The following is a 19833-nucleotide window of genomic DNA, read 5'->3' as shown; positions in this document are numbered from 1 at the left end:
CAAAAAAGAGCTTCCATCGATCAAGGATAAAGCCAATGGAACTAACAATTTATCAAGTAGATGCCTTTGCCTCTAAGGTATTCGAAGGTAACCCGGCAGCAGTATGCCCCCTGGAGAGCTGGCTTTCAGAGGGTACGCTGCAAAAAATCGCAGAGGAGAACAACCTCTCTGAAACTGCATTTTTTGTCCGCGAGGGAGACTCTTTTGCGTTGCGCTGGTTTACTCCAGAGGCCGAAGTAGATTTATGTGGGCACGCCACACTTGCAGCCGCCCACGTCCTCTTTACACACCTGAAATATCCACACCAAACCATCCAGTTTGCGAGTAAAAGCGGCCTTCTCTCGGTGCAGAAATCGGGAGCCGCCTATAGTATGGATTTCCCCGCTACCATTCCGGAGCCTACTGAAATACCAGAAGCCCTTGTGGAGGGGCTTGGTGTCTCCCCTCAAAAAGTCCTCTCCGCCTATGATTATATTGCAGTTCTAGAGAGCGAAACGACCCTAAGGTCAGTAACTCCAGATTTTGTAAAGCTCTCTCAGTTAGATAAGCGGGGGGTTGTGATTACTGCACCCGGGGATAGCGCCGAAGTAGACTTTGTTAGCCGATGTTTCTACCCAAAATTAAGAGTAAATGAAGATCCGGTAACGGGGTCTGCACACTGCCAACTCGCGCCATACTGGAGCGAGCAACTTAAAAAGGATGCACTTATAGCTCGCCAATTGTCCCGACGAACCGGGTTAATTCACTGCGAATTGAAAGGTGACAGGGTCACCCTAAAAGGAGGGGCTGTAGATTACCTCCAAGGGAAAATCAATCTAAAATAATTTGGAGTATAAATTTTAGAAAAATATTTAAGGGGGCGATCAAGGTTGCCAAGAAATTTTTCATGGCTATCTGACACCCCCTCACATTCTCATTATAAACAGACTTGTTTGTACTGCGACGGATAACATTTTACCGCAGATCTACCCTGTAGATATTAAACTAATGTTGAAACACTCCGAAGCACTTAGCTAAGCACCACTCGCTCAAAATTTTCTCAGCTATTTTATTCAGCAAAAGGAAGATAATCAGCGATGTAATCCAAGAAGCTATCCATTGGTATATATTTTTCAAAGCCACAATCGGCTTCTTTCTTTGTTGGTAAAACCCAATCACCCGCGATGCACTCCTGAACAGCGTATTGAGAAGCTAAAGAGACAATATAGCGCTGATCTGGATCACTGGGCTCCCCAATTGTCCAACCCAAAAATGTGCGGCTATTACCATCCACTAAACGCGGGTAGCCATCCGCTCCTGTGCCCCACCCCACAAGAGCAGTTAAAGGAGTATATCCAACAATTCGAGCCGGATTCACGCCCAAATCAACCCAGGAATAGGTGTCGGGGTGCCTTGTGTAACGCCTAAAAACAACGTCATAAGTTATTCTGCCCTCTCTTTCTATCGCGACTACAAGAAAGATATTTGACGCCTTACCGGGATTATTACCGGGAAACCAACTCGGCTTAGTCTTCATATAGCTCGCTCGGTCACATTGAAACCCTGATTTCATAAGTTAAAGATCACTGCCCGGTTATATTTTGAGCAAAATGAAACCTTACATTCTCTGACTACCTTGGCTTTCAGTCTCGCCGCAACCTCAACAGCACACACTTTTCGGCCCTACCTTGCATAGATGGGGCCAAAAAACAAGCGGCAAATGATTTACCCCCATCAAAAAGCCACCTGCAACTCTGCACTAAAAAAACCAGAGAGTTTCGGTAACATTTATGCAAATAAGTACACACTTACATCCAAGCTAGAGGGTTCAGATTCGCAAACTCCCTGTTAAGCCGATCAAAACTATTCTTTACAAAAAATTGCAGCACATTGCACAGAAATCTTTTAAGCCCCAAACCGAATAGATAGAAAACCCAATAACGATTAATGCCACGCCCAAAAGGTGCTTTGCGTCACACTTTTTTCGCGCAATTCGTGCTAAATTCAATACATTCAAGTCGAGGTCAGCTTGATTGATTGCCGGACTAAAACAAGATGGCAAGCTCGCTGTAGGTAGTAAAACTCCAATCATCTATTGATTTATGCCCAACCGGCTCAATACCCATCAGCAAACAATGAGAAGTATGCCCTCCGCAAAAGGAAGTAATTATTCACTTACAAGTTTTATCTTGAAGTAAATAGATAGAATACAGCGACAGCAAAAGCAATCGCCAAAATCAATCGTAGCTTAAGATCAAGAGAGGCCCCTCTTTTATCCTGGTGTGGTTTGCACAGACAAACCATATTAAAAACCTACGAAAGGGACAAAAAACGGCACAGAAGGGACAGGGAAAGTCGATCTTAAAATATGGGCACCACAGGGAAGGGGTAGATGCAAGGATATTTTAGGCGAAGAAAGCATTCACAGCCTAACCTTGCCTCAATTAAGCATTTACAGCGCAAAACTGCAAAATAAGTGCAAGGAATATTATTCTGATAAATTTGACTAACGCCCCGACAAGCAGAGCTTGAGATTAATAGTATTTAATCGCGCTTGAACACTGTATTTTTTTAGACTCAACAAAAACCCAACGCAGCGATAGCTCTTTAATTATGGCCATCAATGCAATCGACACAACAGCTGACTTTTCTACAACAGAGAGACTTATTTCTATGAGCACTGACAAAAGCAATGACTCCACTCCATTTTTAGCAGGCATGAGCGCTGTTGAGCAGCAATCATCTCTTTCGGGCTCAGGCTCCAAGTCAGTGCTGGGTGAAGGAATTAACTTTCGCGGCGAGCTGATCGGTACCGAGGATCTGCACGTAGAAGGCACTGTCGACGGCACCGTGATTATGGTTGGTCACAACCTTTCCGTAGGCACTGGCGGCGCTGTAACTGCCAATATTCACGCAAAAAATATTGTTGTGGAAGGCACTCTGGATGGTGACGCACTTGCTGATGAGCTGATCGAAATCCGCAACACTGCCCAAGTCAACGGCAACCTGATTGCACCGCGAATCAAGCTGGACGACGGCGGTAAATTCCGTGGCTCCATGGATATGGTAGATACCGACTCCGAAATGAAAGAGCGCCACAAGGAGTTCTCCGATCGTCTGGTACACCCTGATCTGCCCGCAGCAGAAGAGAAGCCCGCGAGCCGCGCCCGCAGCAGCGCGTCTTACACCAGCAGCTCCAGCGTAAATAACACCTCTCGCCTGTCCGATACCAGCGATTACCTCTTCGGCAGCAAAGAGACTGAAGAAGAAGCTGAGGAAAGCTGAGAAAACACTCTCAGATAACCCTCATATGAGCCCCGGTTGATGCTGGGGCTTTAGGGAGCCTCTGAATAATTCCGTGATACCTCTGGCTTGCAGAACGGTTTACAATCAAGGCGCGGCTTTAAAGGAAGGTCTAGTCCCTTCAAAAAGTCGCAACGCAGAGTGTGAACGCTCTGAGAGCCTGCCCTGAAGGCCACAGCTGCACCTAACATCTGCAAGCTTCAAGGTCCGCAGAGATATTACGGAATTGTTCAGGGGTTCCTTAGTTTTGGTATGGGAAATATGTTGCAGCATCATTCGTTTGGCATTGCCGCGTTGGTGGATGAAGTCATTCAGCCAGGTAGTAAAGTTTTAGATTTGGGATGCCTGTCGTTTGGCACTACACAGCCCCTATTGGAGCGTTCCTGCCAGACATTTATTGAAGATTTGCGCAGTCTACTATTGGATACTGCGGCCCTTGACAGAGAATCCAGAGCGGTCCAGCTTTCTGAATATCTCACCAAGAAGCCACCGCGCATCAAGCTTGATGTTGTACTCTGCTGGGACTTCTTCAACTTTATGGAGCCCGAGCTTATCACTAAGCTCATTGAGGAAATCCGCCCTCACCTGAAGCCGCGCACTATTTTTCATACGATGCTGTATACCGGCACTATGCCCAAAGCGCCCGCAGACTTTAAGCGGCTATCCGGCTTCACATTTAATACCGAGCCTCTCGACCTGGAGGAAGCACTGCCCACCTATCGTTACTCGTCACTAAATTTGATGAAAACAATGGGCAATTTCTCCCTGCGCTCCTCTCTCCTGCAAAGGGAGGGTATGCGCAAAGACCTTATCGAATTGATGTTTGAGTATGGCAATGTAAAATCACCAACTTCGATGATGGCCAGCGGTTCATCGGCAGCCGTATCGGCTTTTCAGAAAAATCGCTTAACTGAGATTCCTTTAACCGCTCTCAATACCGCCCTAACTCACGCCAAGCGCTCGCCCGTGAGCAAGGTTCTGGATATCGGTCAGAAAGCCGGCCGAAACATGGAGCACCTTCAGCGCGAGGTCGGCGAGCTATTTATCTCTGATTTTTATTCGTCGCTTGCCTGGCAACTCAGCCGCAAAGCGCCGTTTGCAGAGGCCGTTCAAGCCGCTTTGCGACAGGCAACCCTACCAAAGGATCTCGATTGTATCCTGTTGTGGGACCTGCTCAATTTCTTTTCCGCCGAGCAGATAAAATTTATCACTAAAGCCCTGTATCAACACCTGAGCGACGGTGGTGTGATGCACTTTCTGCTGTTTAAACAAAATAAGCTGCCCGTCAACTGTGGTGTGTTTGAAATCCAGAAGTCGGGCCAGGTCGGAACCTATATTCACCCACCGGGCAGCAAGCAAACCCAGCTTCGCACGATCACCGATGTTGTAAAGTCCCTGCCGGAAATGAAAGTACTTGGCCAGGGGACCGGGCGAATACCCAACGGACCTTTTTATCACGAAATAACAATGCAAAAAGTTGTAAAGGATAAATAATGACCCAGTTTTTTTACCACTGGTTAACCAAGTTGTCTGCGGAACAGGTAACCGACACCTTTCTTATGGTCATGCTTGCCCTTGGCGCCATTGCCATAATCCTCTACCCTTTAGGCAGGTTCCCCCGCTTCGTCAAGGAAACCCCCTCACTGCTAACTGCACTGGGGATTCTGGGTACTTTTATCGGTATCATTATCGGTATCTATGGTTTTGACCTGAACGATATTGACACCTCAATTTCAGAACTGATGCAGGGCCTGGAAACCGCCTTTATGACCAGTATCCTGGGACTGTTCCTATCCCTGGTGCTGCGCACTATCTTTCAAATATTCACCAAAGAGCAATCTTCGACGGCCACCGCAGATGATATCCTGCAAGCCATCAATGGCCAGCGCGAAGACTTGGCGAAATTCCAGCAGCAGATTAGTGACGAAGTCCTGCAATCACTCACCGCTGTCGTGGAGAAGTTTAATAGCGGCTTGAATGCCCAAATGGGGGAAAACCTACAGCAATTCACTCATCAGCTAGAAGCCGTATCCCCCACCCTGCAAGCCCTCATTGATCAGCACCAGCAGCACGCAGAACTGGCAACGGTTTACCGCGATCAAACTGCGACGCTGCTCAACGAGATTAATGGAGCCCAGGAAAACCTCCTGCTATTACACCAACGCATCACCGAACTGCCAGAAATCTTCAACGTGATCCCCACGCTGGTAGAGCAGCAGCGCAACCACGCAGAGCAAATATCCATTATGCTCAACGAACAGCAAGCTTCCATTGAGGTTCTACAGCAGTCGGTGCCGGATATTGCACCCAAGTTTGAGGCCCTCAGCCGGGGTATTGATCAGGCGCAGCAACAATTGAGCGCCCAGGTATCCAACCTGATCTCCCTAAGCAAGACCCAGGCGGAAGTCTTCGAGCAAAGAACCAGTAAAGTGGTGGCGCTGGCCGATGTAGTTACCAGCATGGACCCCAACCACTTCTCCAAAGCAATCCATGAAACGGCAAGCAGCCATCGCGAATCCATGGCCGAGCTTGCCCAGCTTATCGCCAAAACTCACCACCAGATGATCACCGAACTATCGCAGGTCATTACCCGCGACTTGAGTAACGCGGATGTCAGTATCAAGCGCCAGTACGAACTGCTGGATGAGCGCCTGCGCGATGAAGTGGAAAGTGTTATGGCTGCAATGGGCGATGCACTGGGTACATTGAGTGGCGAGTTCTCCCGCGACTTCCGCCAGCTAATTCAGCAAATGCAGCGTATCGACAGCCAAGCCCAGCGAGTTACTGGAGCTGCGCATGTTTGACAGCACACAGGCCAGTAGTGAGTCCAGCGATAGCCAGTGGATCAGCCTATCGGACATGATGGCTGGTCTGATGATGGTATTTCTCTGTATTGCTGTCTTTGTGATGCGCTCCCTTATCGACGAGCGCGCCAAGATTCGCGAGCTCGCTGAGTCTTATCGGGACACCCAGTTGGCCATCTACCAAACTTTGCAACAGGAGTTTGCCCAGGACTTAAACCGTTGGGGCGCCTCGCTGGACAAGCAAACTCTGGCCATCTCATTTAATAACAGTGATGCCCTGTTTAAGACCGGAGACTTTACCCTGAGCGACAATGCGCGTGAGATTATGTCTTCCTTTGTACCCCGCTACATCGAGGCCCTCACGCCCTATATGAATTCCATTGCCGCAATCCAGATTGAGGGGCACACCAGCTCCGAATGGGGCGATCAATCCGCACCGGAGGTGGGTTACTTCCACAACCTGAGACTCTCACAGCAGCGCTCCCGCGCGGTCATGCAATATGCCCACTCACTACTGCCGCCACAGCAAGCCGTCCTAGTTCGAGCCAAGGTCGCCGCCGTAGGCTACTCCTCTGCCCGTCCAGTACTGGACAAGCATGGTGTCGAGGACCCAGATCGCTCCCGCCGGGTTGCCTTCAGGGTCGTCAGGGATTCTGAAAGTCATATTCTGCAAATCCTTGAGGAGGCTCTGTGAACCTCACTAACTTTCAGCCCATCCAAAACCGGCAAACGCTTATTACAGCAGCAAGTGCCATACAGGTGCCCGTAGAACGCAGCGCAACTAACGATAGCACTTCATTTCCAGCCGGTAAGCGCCCATTGGCACAGCAGCTGGCTGAAATGCCTGACCAGAACAGCCTGGCCAGAGCGATCCGCACTGGAATACAACTCGATTTCAGCGACTTGGGCAGCGTCACTGTAGCCTGGCGCTATCGAGGTATTCCAGTTTTTCTATTTGGCCTGGAGCAAACGCCGGATTCTTTTGGCCTAGTCCATATTTACCCCAAGTGCCCAGTAGTAAACAACTATAAAGGTCCCGCTTGGATTAGCAGTGATTACAGTGCAGCCCGCAAAGCATTTCCCCAGGATCAACTAAAACCCTGCCCTCACTGTCTGCGCCATCTTTACAGTCACAATATCCCCGATGTGGTCCGCAAAGACCGTTTCGGCAATGTGATAGATATCGACTGGCTCACCTATACCCGTTACTTTGCCAGTAATATTTTTAACCGACACTCTCTTGTCTGGTTAAATGGTGAGCGCCCGCAGAAGGTAAGGTCGATATTCACTCCTGAAGCCCCAAAATACAATTGCTCTATTTGTCAGTGCGATATCAAGGCCGGTGGATGGGCACTGAAGCAAGAGCTTGCCGAACGCAGTAGTCTCCCAAAGGAAATCTGCCTACTCTGCGCAGAGAGACGGGCCCGCGCCATCATACTCGCCCCTCCCCAAGCCTCACTAAGGGCGGCAACTCTGCGCTATGAATCTCTGGCAAAACAACTAGGCAGTGAACCTCAAGCCTCCTGGATGATCGCAGAACAGGTAGTCCCCGCATCCTGGTTACCGCTTATACAAAGACTCAAATCCCTGATGGGCCCACCCAAAGTATTTCAGGTAATCGCCCCCAGAGTCTTAGCCGTCCTATGCTGGCCCAATCTGGGCCGCGCTATCATTGCCGATGGTACCAAGGAGGCAAAGATACCGGCGAGTTATTCCGTTTGGCGAAAGGCTCAGATTGAGCGGGAATTGGGACTCAGCAACTAGGGAGCCTCTGAATACTCCCCTGATGCCCCTGACCTTCAGAGCAGCTCTCGATCAAGGCTCGACTTCACAGGGCGGGCTAGATCTTTCAAGAAGTCGCAACGCAGAGTGTGATGCTCTGAAAGCCTGACAGGGCGAGCTCTGAAGGCCATAGCTGCCACCTGTAACAGCTTGCTTCTGCCACTTATCGGCTCATTTCCATCTTATAGCATTCCCAGGGCAAACGCCCTACAGCCCCCTCCTTACACAAGCGGTGCCTCTGGGAGGTATTAACCGCTCCTTTGTTTTGACCTGTTAACTATGATCTGTGTAGCGGAAGAGCCTACTAAGGTTGGTCATGCGGTACATTTGCAATGAACATGCAGAACTTTGCCAGGAATCTGATCCGTTTATAGTGCAATTACCCTGATAGCACTTCCCACCTATAAACCAGCCCAAATTAGACTCCACCCCTTATAAATTAAAAAACTCACCTATATTTATAGACGCATCAAGCCCACGCTAAAGGTACCCGACTTTTTGATCGCTATGCGACCACAAAGAAACTGCTCAAAAAATTCTTGAAGTTTTTTCACCTCAAAGCGCTAAAAGAATATCTACATTGGAGATAGCAACCATACTGATCACTTTTATACTTTTGCACACAAAATCTTTCAGTAATACGTTACCATTTTTCACAAACCTGTATCCAGCTAGAGCAGAATAATCATCATACAAGTATCAAGCGAATTAACCAACACTCCCATCACACAACCCCACTCGACACTATCATCCCTGAACCCAGGGATAAAAGTAAAGCTTCACAATGAATACAGAAAACATAAAAAGATGGATTTTTTGCACCCTGAGAAAGGCAACACCAAGGATGACAAAAAACCAATAATCGAAAAATTTTGAATTCAAGAAAAAATGTGAAGCTTGTAGAGTTTATTGCTTGAATCCAATTTTAATGCAGAGTACCTTAAATAAAACTATTCATCTTACGCAAACCAAACCATGATAACTTCTGTATTTATAGTTGCACCAAACTAAAAGGTACTACTCAAGGAAGAAAACATCGGGCATATCAAGGAAGAAAACACCGAGCTCACTCGACTCTAAGCTAGTCGTTTAATAGCAAGATGGAGACATAAAATGCCAGTAAATAATATAACACTACAAAACGCGAAAGACCGTGTTCGTGCTACATTACAAGCCGGTGGCCTAGTAATTTTACAAGAACCACATAACGATGTACCTCACGGGTTTTCCTTTGCCGCTGAAGCTATAGCAGACAATAGCGACCAACCTCACTCACTGTTCGTTGAGGCACCACATGAAATAAAGGCTGCGGGAACTCTGGCCGCCTATCCTCAAAGGATAAAGGACTATTTCGCAGGCGGTGTAACAGACACTGAAACGTCAACATTATTAATCAATATAGCCACGCGAAAAAGTTGGGATATCGCCTGCGTAGATTCATGGCGAGGCAATGGAGAATGGAAATCTTCCGAAAAACGTCAAAAGCAAATAGCCAGACGCCTTATCCACCACTTTAATATAGGCGGGCGCCCAGGAGGAATAATTCCCATAGGCTCTGCGCACGTCACAGGGTTAAGAATGGGAAGAAATATGATTGGAGGCCGACGTGTTGCCCGCACAATAAATACGCTTTCAAATCAAATCCCTGACGATCAGGCTATTAATTACCAGGGTTACTGGGGTTTAGGAAGATATATCGCCGGGCGCAACTTACCAATGTATAAATTCACTGCTAGCGGAGACTACTCGCACATCAGCGCACCAAATGCAACTCGAGATCTACACATACAGTTTGTTCCCCGTGATAGAATTTTTCGGGCTGCAAATCTTGCAATCTAGGGAACCATTCCTCCCTAGTGGTCCATGCGGAAAGTAATGAAACTAATGGTGGACTGTCCGTATAATGTATTTATTATACGGACACTAAACCCTTTCAGGTTTCTGGCTGTGAAGCGCCCATTCTGAACAAGTGGTGCCACTCAACACCCCTTCCATATGGGCAAGTTATACGAGCGAAGGAAATTCTTCCGCTCAACGAAGGTATGATTCCTATAGATGTAGCTATCATACAGCGAACGTCACCGATGACTGCTCATCGATGACGAAGCCATTTCGAGCAGGAAGATATTGAAGAACTACACGAGCCTGCTCGTAATGACCGGCCAACTGCTATCAAAAAGGATACTTTTAATCGAGCATTTTTTAGCAACAAAGCGTATACCCGAAAAAGCCTCACACTGGAATATTGAGTTAATAGCTAAATACGCAGAGGTGCGTCATGGCAGGTTCAGCAGATCTGGAAAGCAGTTGACCTAAGCCCCCACCATCTAAAACATTCAATATCAGCAGCGACCCTGTATTCCCTAAAAGGATGGCAAATAGAATAACCAGAAAGACTGATGCATCTTTGGGTCACGAGCTTTCTCTTTATTTTTGGTGGATCTGACGCACTGACAATTGTTGCACCTACGATACCGCTTTCTTTCAGCGGTACACCCTTTTCTTTGAAGCGCCTGTTAATCACCACAAAGCGCTGACTTCTTAGACCTCCATCTCCATACGCAATTGTTTAATTTTTTATTACAGCCGATCCAATTCAGCACTCTTATCAACGTCCAGCCTTACTTCTCCCCTTCTACTCATTTCCTTTATTCAATATCCCAGATTGTTGACGCTGACTCCTACAGCCTCTACGACCTTAGAAATAGAACACCTTTGTTCAGCAACTAGAGCTTCTGCGCCTCTCTTGTAAGCCGGTGTATACCTGGTATATACCTTTTGTTGTTATACTTCATCTCGCTTGGCAGTTTTACCTTATTAGCGAAGTGTCCGAAAGTATTAAACCACTTTACTCCCGATCTCTTTATCGAGAAGGTCACCTCGCCACCCACAGTACAACTCTTGGAACTCTTTAGGGCCAATGACTACAATTCAGCGTTAGAGTATATGATCTCACTGGGGACTCCCCGAGATCTAGCCCATGGTGCATGGTCAGACTTCAAAGTTCTGCTGGGGTCATGGGACTCAATTGTGTTTGAACATTCACCTGTAGTATATATCCACCACAGTGAAGGTGATGAAAATGCCCCCATAGATAGTATTCGCGACCTGGCAGAAAGATTACCCCAGTCTGAGATTCGTATTTCCTCCTATGCCAGCCATGTAGGACTAGCTGAAGACAAGGAGTTCGTTGAATTTACTCGTATCTTCAAAGAGATCGGAACCCTGTCAGGAACCGCAAGCCAATAAAGTGATGCAGCCACTTTTAGGCCATCAGTACCGCATTGATTGAAACAAGGACCCCTTCAACATCAAGAATTTGGAGATAATTGTCTAAAAACACTTTCCGCCTACTTTATTTGGTTACCTTTTTACTAGTTGCCACTGGGGCATATGCCGTGAAAACATATCAATATACTCTATACGGCATAGGGTTAATTTTGGGACTTGCACTCCACCTAGCCTTAGGTAAGGCTAGGCTAAAGAAATACCGCGCACCCCTTATTTCAATCTGATTTTTACCGAGCACATTAATCTGTGCTACAGAAACCTTAATTCCATGGCCGATTGCAGCCACTTCGTATCTGACAGGAATACAGGGCCCCATCTCTATTGCCAGCTTATCTACCACACTACTATTAAACATAATATTGATAATTTGCACATTAAAACTGCGGCAACTCTTTCTGAAGAGAAGAAAAATACAGAATGGATAAGGATATATTGAAAGGAGCTGGATTGCACTTGCAGGCTCATCTTTAACAAAACCATGTAAACCACCATACCCCAAGCTTAACTGAAAAACCTACACCCCCTACGATCGCCCAGTTAAATATCAAAGACATGCATAGCACACTAAAATTACACTTCAGATTGGTGAGAAGCTTAAAATGAAGAAGTTAATTTTTACAGCCGTCCTCCTATGGGGAACAGGTACCCTACCTGAAGACATACCCATCGCCGAAAACTCCCTTCATAGATTAACCCCAAACGGATATATTGTAACTGATAAAATTTATGGGGATTTAAACGGGGACAACAAAGAGGATGTCGTTTTACTAATAAAAGAATCTCATAAGGGAAAACTCCCCGACAATAAGCGCATCACTGAAGTGAGAAGCAATAGACGTGGTGTTATTGTGGCGTTCAGGAGCCAGCAGAAATATGAGACTGCAACAAAAAACCTCAACTGTTTTTCTTCTGAAAGCGAAGACGGGGGCACGTATTTTCCACCTGATCTTGATATTCGTATAGAGAAAGGAAATCTACACTTCCATTATCTGCACGGTCGCTATGGGTATTGGAGTTACAGCTTTCGCAATCGGGATAACGATTTTGAACTAATTGGCTATGAGCATAGTTTACACAGAGGCCCAACGGTGATCAGTGTAACCAGCATTAACTTTTTGACCCAAAAAAAGTTGTTGAAAGAGAACATCGGTGAGGGCCACGAAGAAAGATTTAAAGAAACCTGGAGCAGCTTCACACTTGACAAGAGAATAAGGCTCAGTGAAATTCACAGTTTCGACTCTCTAGACATTGAAGCCTTGATAAACAGCAACAACTAACGCATTCGTACTACTTCAAATGTTTAGCTCAAATACTTGAATATAACAACAATAGTGATTTGTCACCCCCAACCTGTAAACTGCCCCTGTTAACAATATAGGACTACTCGACAATTTATCACTATCAACCCCTCAAGCTGGAAGATATAAAAATATTATCGGATTATACTCACCATGAAGATTCTAAATTTAGCATTACTTATTGGTTACTTGTCATTTTTTATGGCTTCTACGGCAGCAGAAGAAGTCAAGCTCAATGACTCCCTCTCCCTCCATTACCAGCAAGCGGGCAGCGGTGATACAACGATTATCTTTATCCCCGGCTGGATGATGTCAACAGAGGTTTTTGAACATCAGCTCGCACATTTCAAGGATTCACACAAATACCGAGCCTTGGCCTATGATCCTCGGGGCCAGGGCAAGTCATCTAAACCGGTCGAGGGTCACACCTACCAACAACATGCGCGAGACTTGGCGCTACTGATCGAAAAGCTAGAGCTTGAGAATATAATTCTCGCAGGTTGGTCCTATGGCGTAACCGAGCAGCTGGCCTACCTGAATCAGTTTGGCTCTAACAACATCAAAGCCATGATTATGATCGATACTGGCCCGGACATTGCTGGGGCCAGTCGAGATGAGTGGGTTTGGTATCTAAACGATGATTCTGATGGATATTCACGCTGGTTTACGGAGGGCATTATTGAAGACCGCGACACTGTGATCTCAGAGTTCGTCAAGTGGATGCTTGAGAATCCCACTGCGGAAAATGTTACCTGGATCTCTAATATCGCCAATCAAACCTCTAGCAGCGTTGCCGCAATTACCAACGCTACTGGTTTTTATCTCGATTACAGTAAGGATCTCATAGCCCTTGAGGGAAAAATTCCCATGCTATATGTGGTACGTGATGAAGTGAAGGAAGTGGCTGACAAATGGATCAAAGCCAATACCCCCTCCGCCACTACCGCTTATATGGGGAAACATATGATGTTTTGGGAAAGGCCCGATGAGTTCAATGCAGTGATAGACCAATTTCTGAAAGATATGGAAACCAAGTAAGATCACAGTTATTTTTTCCGCTTAGCTCCGGTCTGACGGGGTTACTACTGTCAGACCGGGATTGTTGCGCAACAAGATGGCAACATCGACGCCTATCGATTCAAAGCCCCGCCCAGAACCCTACCCCACCAGACCCCACCTAAACCTCAAGAGATAAGCGGCCATCTTAAGCCCCCTCTACATCCCCTGCATTCCACTAAATCAGGTGCTTGACAGGCAACGGAGCAATAAAATAGATTGGAGTCATAAAATAATAAATTGGCAGTTATACCTAGCACTGATGTCCATATATGTCAGTTAAATCATCTTTCCGTTAAAAACACCCTATAACCAGGCAGACGCAGAAGCCACCACGCCATTCCCGGCCAATAAACTTAATTCTTATTTCAAGTTTTACCGAAAAAATAAAATCTACATGGAGGATAGAAAATGAGAAGCCTGTTGATAGCCCTGCTGATTTGTTTCCCGATAGCGGTCAATGCTTCAGAGTTTGTGCTTGCGAAAAAACTGAAAATCCATTCAAAATTTCTCGGTGAAGATAGAACTATTCTGGTAAAGCTGCCTGAGCAATATCACAAAAGCGACAAAAAGTATCCTGTACTCTATATACTCCACGCACAATGGGACATGCTTTCCAGCCTGTCTACGGTCGATTTATTAGAGGGACAAGTACCCAACTTTATTGTGATTGGCGTAGAGGGAATGGGAAAAGAACTGCGCCCAGATCAGGGTAAATCAACCGCTTTCTCAGAGTTTTTAGCCAATGAAGTGGTGCCCTATATCAACCACAACTATAACACCGCAAGTTTTAGTATTTTGTCCGGGCACTCCAATTCAGGCCGCTTCGTTTTGGACTATTGGTTAAATAACAAGGCCCCATTCTCACTGTACTACGCTTTCAGTCCATCATTGGAGGACGGCTATATTACCGGGCGCGTCTCCGATTTAGCACCGAAAAACCTACAGGCAATGCCCCCACTAACCGTTACCATTGCTAACGAGGGGGAACATATGCAAACTCCATTCAATCATTTGAAACAGACCCTCACGGATATCTCCGAAACCACCTTTACTTTCAAAAAGTTCCCGCAGCAATCCCACAGAACAACCAAACACCACTCCATGCAGTTTGCCCTGCAACATACCTTTGAGGGGTGGGAGCCCTCTTACGAACTAAAAATGAGCGGGTATGACAATCTGACAAAACACTATCGAGGCCTGTCTGAAAAGTTTGGTTTCCAAGCGCTGATCCCCACCAATACCCTACAGCGATTGATGGCCCACTATGCGATTTCCAACTCTGAAAATGCCGCCAGCGAACTGGAGCGGCATATTGCCTATACCGTCAAAGAAATCTCAACAGGGGTCGAGGCCACTATCGAGGTAGCGGATTATTTGCTCAATAATGGCCATGCGGAGGCCGGCAAAACCATACTAGAAGAGATGTGTCATCAGACGAAAGAGCATCCCCGCTGCCAGGGCTGACGGGGCTTCGCATAAATTTTCTTGGTCTGAAGTAGGTCGACTAAAGGTTGACGAGGAACTTACCCGCAAGGAGAGAAGGGTGCCCACTCCATCAAACTCCAGGAGTGGGCTCCGATAATAGCGAGATTCGCTAGCGACGTGCGGCGAAAATGCCCCCGGTCATAACTGCCAGGGAGGAGAGAAGCCCAACACCCACCAAGCTGTATAAGCTTATGGATTGCTTGGCCATTTCGGCAACCGCCTCAGTAAACGGGAACTGCCAGGCAACAATTAACAACGCCGCCGCCACGGCAATGTACTGGGAGTAACTGGCTCGACGCTTCGAGCGCTTAGGCTGCACAGGCAGAGCCGCCATTACACGGTCACAAAAGCCATCGTTATCCAAGTGGGGCTCATTGAACTGGAGCTGTTCACTCAGCCAGGCGTCAAATTCCTGGTCGCTGCCCTCTAATGCCATTTCACTCAAGGCATTACCCTTCGTGTTGTGCTGTTCAAAATTAACCATTTACCACCTCCTCACGCCAGGGCTGTAGCAAGCTGCGCAGCTTCGCCCTGGCACGATTGACATGGGATTTTACCGTACCAAGCGGCAATTTCATAATACCTGCCGCTTCCTCATGAGAAAACCCTCTATGCATACACAGATGGATGGCCTGGCGCTGGGCATCGCTCAGGCTATCCATCGCGGCAGTGAGGTCCCGAGCCATTCCCAGCTGGCGGGACTCCTCGATAGTTTCATCGGCCTGGGCCCGGTCTACCGCATCTTGATCCACATCGGGCATATTCTTGCGCTTGTGGCTCATGACGAGATTATAGGCGATACGGTACAGCCAAGTGCTGAAGCGGGCATCCCCCCTGAACGCCGGCAACGCCTTATAGGCCTTAATAAAGGCCTCCTGCGCCATATCGTCTGCCAGACCCAGGTCCCCATCACACAGCTGACGGAGCGAGTATCGCAGCTGTGACTGATAGCGACGAACCAGCTGGGCGTATGCCCGCTGGTCCCCGTCTTCGACGGCTCGTCTGATTAATTCCTCGTCATTGAGGTCCATACTCGCCTGTCCTATACCTGCTTGTTATCAAGCTTCCAGTTCACAAAGCGAGCCACACCGATAAACAGAGGGATCAAGCCGAGACTACCTACTCCAATATCCGCGATAGCTGTGAGGGAGAGGAATATTGCCGCACCCATGGCCATCAGATTGATACCGCGATCACTGGAGCTGCCGGCCTCTCGGTCTTCAAGCAGATCTATCAGTTCCGGGGGCACATCTCTGCCATCGGCGACCATTTGGTTGATATTGTTCATCACCAATTGCTTCTTGCGATAACTCGCGCGTGTCACCAGCCAGACGATAAGTACCGGCATGCCAAATACGCAGAGCAGCGCCACTACGGGAACAATGGTGGTGGCTCCAAGCACGCTGACAGTATCGCTATGATTTGAATCGTTGCTGTGCCAGTCGTAGCGCTCCCGGTGTCTGCCGCCCAAATCCAGGTCTCCAGAGAGGCTAATCTTGACGTTATTCGGTACCTTATCCAGGGTCTCATCGGTAACCTGGCCATCAATATCCAGGATGCCCTTGCTTTTCAGGCGCTCAATAATTTCCTTACTTAGAGGGCCGCCAAACTCCTGCCCCAAATCAACCCTTACCTCGCTTCGCTCACCGCCCTCTCCCTCGGATTTGATCGTAAGCACTCCATCTTCGCGCATAATGCGCACACGGGTTTCGGATTCGGCAGCTTCCACTCCGGGCGGCGCAGGGGGCTCGGGAATCAATGAGTCCTCCTCTTGAGCCCAACTAGCCGCACTTATGCTGGATGCCACTATGGCAAACCAACAGCAGATGGCTGCCTGGAAAGAAGATTTATTTCTCGCTCTCATTACATACTCTCTAATCATTTTCATTATCAGTGTTGTGAACCGTCGTTGGGGGGTAGTGATTTACATCACCATCATTCGAGCTTTAGAAAAGGGGTAAGCCATTCCACCTCGAGGTGGCTTCTCCTCAGCGATACGCACTGGAGGTAGCCGGTTAACCTCTCGACTCCTATCGGTACACTCACTAAGCCTCTCTAGCATTTGCCGATCAATTTTTTGGGTGAGCTCACGGTGAATCCCATCCTGGGAAATAGTTAGCTCAGAGGCTTTAACCTGCCCCACTTGCAGGACCGCCACTACCAGTGATAAGGCGGCGCAAAATTGTACCCTTTTAGTTGATCTCGCAGTAAACATTGTGATCTCCCTTTTTTCCCTTGTACGCCACTATGACGAGGCGGGGAGCGCACTTGGATGCAGCCGTATAATTTTTTTTACACGAACAATTAGAACCCTCTTCTAATAACACCTCTTAAACTGGAACAATTCAATAAACACTGACGACAGCGCGGAAGGAGAACTTCTATATGACAACCCCTGACGACATCCTTATTTTTTGGTTTGGCACTGCCGGGATTCGCGGCAACACCGTTACACCTGGGAAACAGGACCTGTGGTTTGCCGCCACTTCTGAGGTGGATGCCGATATCAAGACAAGATTTGGGGCGGTTACCGCATCGGCTCTACAGGGAGAATTGGACCACTGGCGGCACACTTTGGCTGGCGAGCTCGCTCTATTACTGGTCTGTGACCAGCTATCCAGAAATATTTATCGGGGTACCCGCCGGGCCTTCGCCGGAGATCCCCAGGCCCTGGCGATTACAGAGGCGCTGATTCAGCGCGGGGAAGCCCCCGGCCTTGGGCTCTACCAGCAGATATTCCTGGGTATGCCGCTGGAGCACAGCGAAGACCCGGAGATCCAGCAGCGCTCGGTAGACTACTTCAAACAGTTGCAGCAAACCTTCGCAGGCGACAAAATTGCCGCACCCTATCTCGACACTCACTATCGATACGCCCTCGCCCATCAGGAGGTTATCGAGCGATTTGGGCGCTTCCCTCACCGCAACGCGGCTTTGGGTCGCATTTCCACTCAAGCAGAAACAGAATGGCTGGCTCAAGGGGGCGGCTTTAAATAATGGATTTACTCAGTTGGTTATCTCTCGCGGGGATCTGTGCCCTCGGCGCTATGTCACCGGGACCGAGTCTTCTTATCGTATTGCGCAGCGCCTCCTCAGGCCTGCAACAAGGGCTGGCTAGCGCTATTGCCCACGGAGCGGGGGTGGCGATTTACGCAATCCTCACCGCATTCGGCCTGGCGGTGCTGATCACCAGCTCCCCTGTTCTGTTCAATATTCTACAGTGGGCCGGTGCGGCCATGCTGGTCTACCTGGGCTGGAAAGCCCTCAGTGCGCCCTCGCCTGACGCCAGTGCCGCTGTGGTGCCGCCCCCGCAACAGAGTCTGAAACGCTCTATCGCCCAGGGTTTTGGTGTCGCTTTTTTCAATCCCAAGATTGCGGTGTTCTTTACTGCCCTGTTCAGCCAATTTGTCTCGGAACAGCAGGCGTTGACCACCAAGCTGGGTATGGCTGCCCTGGTTTCAGGGGTGGACACCCTGTGGTATTGCATTGTGGCCCTAGCGGTACACGCCAGCCGCAAACGCCAGTTGGTCAGCAGGCATATTGGTCACCGCATCCAGCAGGTGTTTGGTGTCTTGTTGATCGGCCTGGCGGCCCGACTCGTGCTCAGCATCTAGTATCATCACCTCCCCGGCCTTGTCGCCTTGCGGCATTGTGTATCAGCCCATAAAAAAACAGGCCCGCAAGCGGGCCCGTCAAATGATGTGAAGACAGCCAGTCGCCCCGGGGGGAATGCGACTGGCTGTGTGCTTATTATGACAGCATTCACACTTGCTGGCGGGCCGATCATCGCGCCTGCCACTCTTTTGACCGCATTGCCCCTTTCTTTCTCTGATCGTTGACACTGAATATATATACAGTTACTGTACCCGCATACAAACTAAGTAGAAAGTCTAATAGACGATTGGGAGGCACACGATGGCCGTAGTAGCTGTTTGGAAATGCGATAGAGACGGAGCAATGTTCGACAACAAAAAAGACGCTGAAGAACACGATAAGATGCTGGAGCTCGCAGCTAATATCACTTCGCTGATTGAGCGCCACATCGATAGCATTGATGAGCAGGTGGGCGAAGAGATCGGTCTGCTTCTAGCCAAGCGCCGCGATGCTCTGGCAAAAGCCTGTAAAGGAAAGCCCGAAGCCCTGCTTGAAGAAGATGAGGGCATGGAGCAGGAAGGCGAAGACGATCGCGTAACCCCGCTCGCCGCCAACCAGTAAGCATCTGTAGATTTATCCCTGTACTCTTGCCCGGCTTGCCGGGCTTTTTTGCGTGGGGGCTCTCGATGAGCCCCTACTGCCCGCCTCAGCGAGCCTCAAAGCGTGATTAGCGTGTTAACAATGTTAATAAGCGCTAAAACAACAATAACTATCCAGCTGATCAGCGTGCCCCAAAAGCGTCCAAAGTGCATTCCGCCTTTGCCCTGGGTCAATCCATAGGCATGGAATACCCGCGAGATAAAAAAGAGCGCCCCAAAGAGATGCAGCCACAACGCGGGCAAGCCGCCCAGCTCAGCAGCCAATAACAGCAGCAATGCTATCGGGGTGTACTCGATCGCATTAGCGTGGACTCGCACCCGAATCTCATTGAAACGATCATCACCGGTTCCAATCCCCACCCGCTTGGTGCGACGGAACTGAACCACTCTGGCAGCCAGGTAAATAATCAGAAGTGCGCAAAGGCCGGTGTAGAGTGCTGTGATATTCGCCATGTTTTTATCCTTGTTCTTATCGATCTAGCCGGGGAATATATCCCCGAAAGTCAGTATTTCGCCACACAAATCCTACACAACCCAATGGACCTTTCGGATCAATAGACGGAAAAAGAAAAGCGGGCCTGA

At 48.4% G+C, this 19833-nt stretch carries 20 protein-coding genes; 15 read left to right on the top strand and 5 right to left on the bottom strand.

The window, feature by feature from the left end:
• Positions 1-35: 35 nt before the first annotated feature.
• Positions 36-824 carry a PhzF family protein gene (locus ACJJIF_RS02225; protein WP_444930616.1) on the top strand — a complete coding sequence of 263 codons (789 nt, stop codon included), beginning with the start codon at positions 36-38 and terminating at the stop codon, positions 822-824.
• Positions 825-1048: 224 nt separating this feature from the next.
• On the opposite strand, the gene ACJJIF_RS02220 is transcribed toward ACJJIF_RS02225, so the two are convergent.
• Positions 1049-1516, bottom strand: coding sequence for a hypothetical protein (locus ACJJIF_RS02220; protein ID WP_444930615.1), 468 nt, complete (start codon positions 1514-1516; stop codon positions 1049-1051).
• Between the two features lie 1136 nt (positions 1517-2652).
• Between ACJJIF_RS02220 and ACJJIF_RS02215 the strand changes: the two genes are divergently transcribed.
• The 10 genes from ACJJIF_RS02215 to ACJJIF_RS02170 all read left to right on the top strand — a co-directional run bounded on the left by ACJJIF_RS02215 (position 2653) and on the right by ACJJIF_RS02170 (position 14980).
• Positions 2653-3264 (top strand): bactofilin family protein, encoded by a 612-nt coding sequence (locus ACJJIF_RS02215; protein WP_444930614.1) that lies wholly within the window; start codon positions 2653-2655, stop codon positions 3262-3264.
• Between the two features lie 279 nt (positions 3265-3543).
• The gene (locus tag ACJJIF_RS02210) at positions 3544-4776 is read left to right on the top strand and encodes a hypothetical protein (RefSeq protein ID WP_444930613.1); all 1233 of its coding nucleotides are present in this window, start codon (positions 3544-3546) and stop codon (positions 4774-4776) included.
• Positions 4776-6086, top strand: coding sequence for a MotA/TolQ/ExbB proton channel family protein (locus ACJJIF_RS02205; RefSeq protein WP_444930612.1), 1311 nt, complete (start codon positions 4776-4778; stop codon positions 6084-6086). The genes ACJJIF_RS02210 and ACJJIF_RS02205 overlap by 1 nt, the downstream gene beginning before the upstream one ends.
• A complete protein-coding gene (locus ACJJIF_RS02200) occupies positions 6079-6780 on the top strand; it encodes an OmpA/MotB family protein (RefSeq protein ID WP_444930611.1) in 702 nt (233 codons plus the stop codon). The genes ACJJIF_RS02205 and ACJJIF_RS02200 overlap by 8 nt, the downstream gene beginning before the upstream one ends.
• Positions 6777-7850: a hypothetical protein gene (locus tag ACJJIF_RS02195; RefSeq protein ID WP_444930610.1), complete on the top strand. Its 1074-nt coding sequence runs from the start codon at positions 6777-6779 to the stop codon at positions 7848-7850. The genes ACJJIF_RS02200 and ACJJIF_RS02195 overlap by 4 nt, the downstream gene beginning before the upstream one ends.
• 1131 nt (positions 7851-8981) lie before the next feature.
• On the top strand, positions 8982-9707 hold the full coding sequence (locus tag ACJJIF_RS02190) for a hypothetical protein (RefSeq protein WP_444930609.1): 726 nt from the start codon (positions 8982-8984) through the stop codon (positions 9705-9707).
• Between the two features lie 1191 nt (positions 9708-10898).
• Positions 10899-11117 carry a hypothetical protein gene (locus tag ACJJIF_RS02185; RefSeq protein ID WP_444930608.1) on the top strand — a complete coding sequence of 73 codons (219 nt, stop codon included), beginning with the start codon at positions 10899-10901 and terminating at the stop codon, positions 11115-11117.
• Between the two features lie 641 nt (positions 11118-11758).
• The gene (locus tag ACJJIF_RS02180; RefSeq protein WP_444930607.1) at positions 11759-12436 is read left to right on the top strand and encodes a hypothetical protein; all 678 of its coding nucleotides are present in this window, start codon (positions 11759-11761) and stop codon (positions 12434-12436) included.
• A gap of 174 nt (positions 12437-12610) precedes the next feature.
• Entirely contained in the window at positions 12611-13495 is an 885-nt protein-coding gene (locus ACJJIF_RS02175; RefSeq protein WP_444930606.1) for an alpha/beta fold hydrolase, read from the top strand.
• A 429-nt stretch (positions 13496-13924) separates the two neighbouring features.
• Positions 13925-14980, top strand: a complete 1056-nt coding sequence (locus ACJJIF_RS02170) for an alpha/beta hydrolase (protein WP_444930605.1) — start codon at positions 13925-13927, stop codon at positions 14978-14980.
• Positions 14981-15110: 130 nt separating this feature from the next.
• On the opposite strand, the gene ACJJIF_RS02165 is transcribed toward ACJJIF_RS02170, so the two are convergent.
• The 3 genes from ACJJIF_RS02165 to ACJJIF_RS02155 are packed head-to-tail and all read right to left on the bottom strand — an operon-like array spanning position 15111 to position 16760.
• Positions 15111-15485, bottom strand: a complete 375-nt coding sequence (locus tag ACJJIF_RS02165) for a hypothetical protein (protein WP_444930604.1) — start codon at positions 15483-15485, stop codon at positions 15111-15113.
• A complete protein-coding gene (locus tag ACJJIF_RS02160; RefSeq protein WP_444930603.1) occupies positions 15478-16032 on the bottom strand; it encodes a sigma-70 family RNA polymerase sigma factor in 555 nt (184 codons plus the stop codon). Before ACJJIF_RS02160 ends, ACJJIF_RS02165 begins: the two co-directional genes overlap by 8 nt.
• Before the next feature lie 11 nt (positions 16033-16043).
• Positions 16044-16760: a DUF6249 domain-containing protein gene (locus ACJJIF_RS02155; protein ID WP_444930602.1), complete on the bottom strand. Its 717-nt coding sequence runs from the start codon at positions 16758-16760 to the stop codon at positions 16044-16046.
• Positions 16761-16809: 49 nt separating this feature from the next.
• Between ACJJIF_RS02155 and ACJJIF_RS02150 the strand changes: the two genes are divergently transcribed.
• The 4 genes from ACJJIF_RS02150 to ACJJIF_RS02135 all read left to right on the top strand — a co-directional run bounded on the left by ACJJIF_RS02150 (position 16810) and on the right by ACJJIF_RS02135 (position 19213).
• Positions 16810-16962, top strand: a complete 153-nt coding sequence (locus ACJJIF_RS02150; RefSeq protein ID WP_444930601.1) for a hypothetical protein — start codon at positions 16810-16812, stop codon at positions 16960-16962.
• A gap of 424 nt (positions 16963-17386) precedes the next feature.
• The gene (locus ACJJIF_RS02145) at positions 17387-17995 is read left to right on the top strand and encodes a DUF924 family protein (protein WP_444930600.1); all 609 of its coding nucleotides are present in this window, start codon (positions 17387-17389) and stop codon (positions 17993-17995) included.
• Positions 17995-18612 carry a LysE family translocator gene (locus tag ACJJIF_RS02140; RefSeq protein WP_444930599.1) on the top strand — a complete coding sequence of 206 codons (618 nt, stop codon included), beginning with the start codon at positions 17995-17997 and terminating at the stop codon, positions 18610-18612. Before ACJJIF_RS02145 ends, ACJJIF_RS02140 begins: the two co-directional genes overlap by 1 nt.
• A 301-nt stretch (positions 18613-18913) precedes the next feature.
• A complete protein-coding gene (locus tag ACJJIF_RS02135) occupies positions 18914-19213 on the top strand; it encodes a YebG family protein (RefSeq protein ID WP_444930598.1) in 300 nt (99 codons plus the stop codon).
• A 95-nt stretch (positions 19214-19308) separates the two neighbouring features.
• On the opposite strand, the gene ACJJIF_RS02130 is transcribed toward ACJJIF_RS02135, so the two are convergent.
• Positions 19309-19704, bottom strand: a complete 396-nt coding sequence (locus ACJJIF_RS02130) for an MAPEG family protein (protein WP_444930597.1) — start codon at positions 19702-19704, stop codon at positions 19309-19311.
• Positions 19705-19833: the final 129 nt, after the last annotated feature.

The sequence above is a fragment of the Microbulbifer regidiadema (SeqCode) genome, from assembly GCF_052467605.1.
Note: the sequence above shows the minus strand (reverse complement) of the source record. Positions and strands in the feature narration are given on the sequence as shown.

Excerpts from the sequence above, each read along its gene's own strand:
- ACJJIF_RS02150 (WP_444930601.1), top strand. The coding sequence starts at position 16,810 with ATGGCAAACCAACAGCAGATGGCTGCCTGGAAAGAAGATTTATTTCTC.
- ACJJIF_RS02210 (WP_444930613.1), top strand. The coding sequence starts at position 3,544 with ATGTTGCAGCATCATTCGTTTGGCATTGCCGCGTTGGTGGATGAAGTC.
- ACJJIF_RS02140 (WP_444930599.1), top strand. The coding sequence starts at position 17,995 with ATGGATTTACTCAGTTGGTTATCTCTCGCGGGGATCTGTGCCCTCGGC.
- ACJJIF_RS02180 (WP_444930607.1), top strand. The coding sequence starts at position 11,759 with ATGAAGAAGTTAATTTTTACAGCCGTCCTCCTATGGGGAACAGGTACC.
- ACJJIF_RS02165 (WP_444930604.1), bottom strand. The coding sequence starts at position 15,485 with ATGGTTAATTTTGAACAGCACAACACGAAGGGTAATGCCTTGAGTGAA.
- ACJJIF_RS02190 (WP_444930609.1), top strand. The coding sequence starts at position 8,982 with ATGCCAGTAAATAATATAACACTACAAAACGCGAAAGACCGTGTTCGT.
- ACJJIF_RS02160 (WP_444930603.1), bottom strand. The coding sequence starts at position 16,032 with ATGGACCTCAATGACGAGGAATTAATCAGACGAGCCGTCGAAGACGGG.
- ACJJIF_RS02130 (WP_444930597.1), bottom strand. The coding sequence starts at position 19,704 with ATGGCGAATATCACAGCACTCTACACCGGCCTTTGCGCACTTCTGATT.
- ACJJIF_RS02135 (WP_444930598.1), top strand. The coding sequence starts at position 18,914 with ATGGCCGTAGTAGCTGTTTGGAAATGCGATAGAGACGGAGCAATGTTC.
- ACJJIF_RS02220 (WP_444930615.1), bottom strand. The coding sequence starts at position 1,516 with ATGAAGACTAAGCCGAGTTGGTTTCCCGGTAATAATCCCGGTAAGGCG.
- ACJJIF_RS02205 (WP_444930612.1), top strand. The coding sequence starts at position 4,776 with ATGACCCAGTTTTTTTACCACTGGTTAACCAAGTTGTCTGCGGAACAG.
- ACJJIF_RS02225 (WP_444930616.1), top strand. The coding sequence starts at position 36 with ATGGAACTAACAATTTATCAAGTAGATGCCTTTGCCTCTAAGGTATTC.
- ACJJIF_RS02170 (WP_444930605.1), top strand. The coding sequence starts at position 13,925 with ATGAGAAGCCTGTTGATAGCCCTGCTGATTTGTTTCCCGATAGCGGTC.
- ACJJIF_RS02200 (WP_444930611.1), top strand. The coding sequence starts at position 6,079 with ATGTTTGACAGCACACAGGCCAGTAGTGAGTCCAGCGATAGCCAGTGG.
- ACJJIF_RS02175 (WP_444930606.1), top strand. The coding sequence starts at position 12,611 with ATGAAGATTCTAAATTTAGCATTACTTATTGGTTACTTGTCATTTTTT.
- ACJJIF_RS02145 (WP_444930600.1), top strand. The coding sequence starts at position 17,387 with ATGACAACCCCTGACGACATCCTTATTTTTTGGTTTGGCACTGCCGGG.
- ACJJIF_RS02215 (WP_444930614.1), top strand. The coding sequence starts at position 2,653 with ATGAGCACTGACAAAAGCAATGACTCCACTCCATTTTTAGCAGGCATG.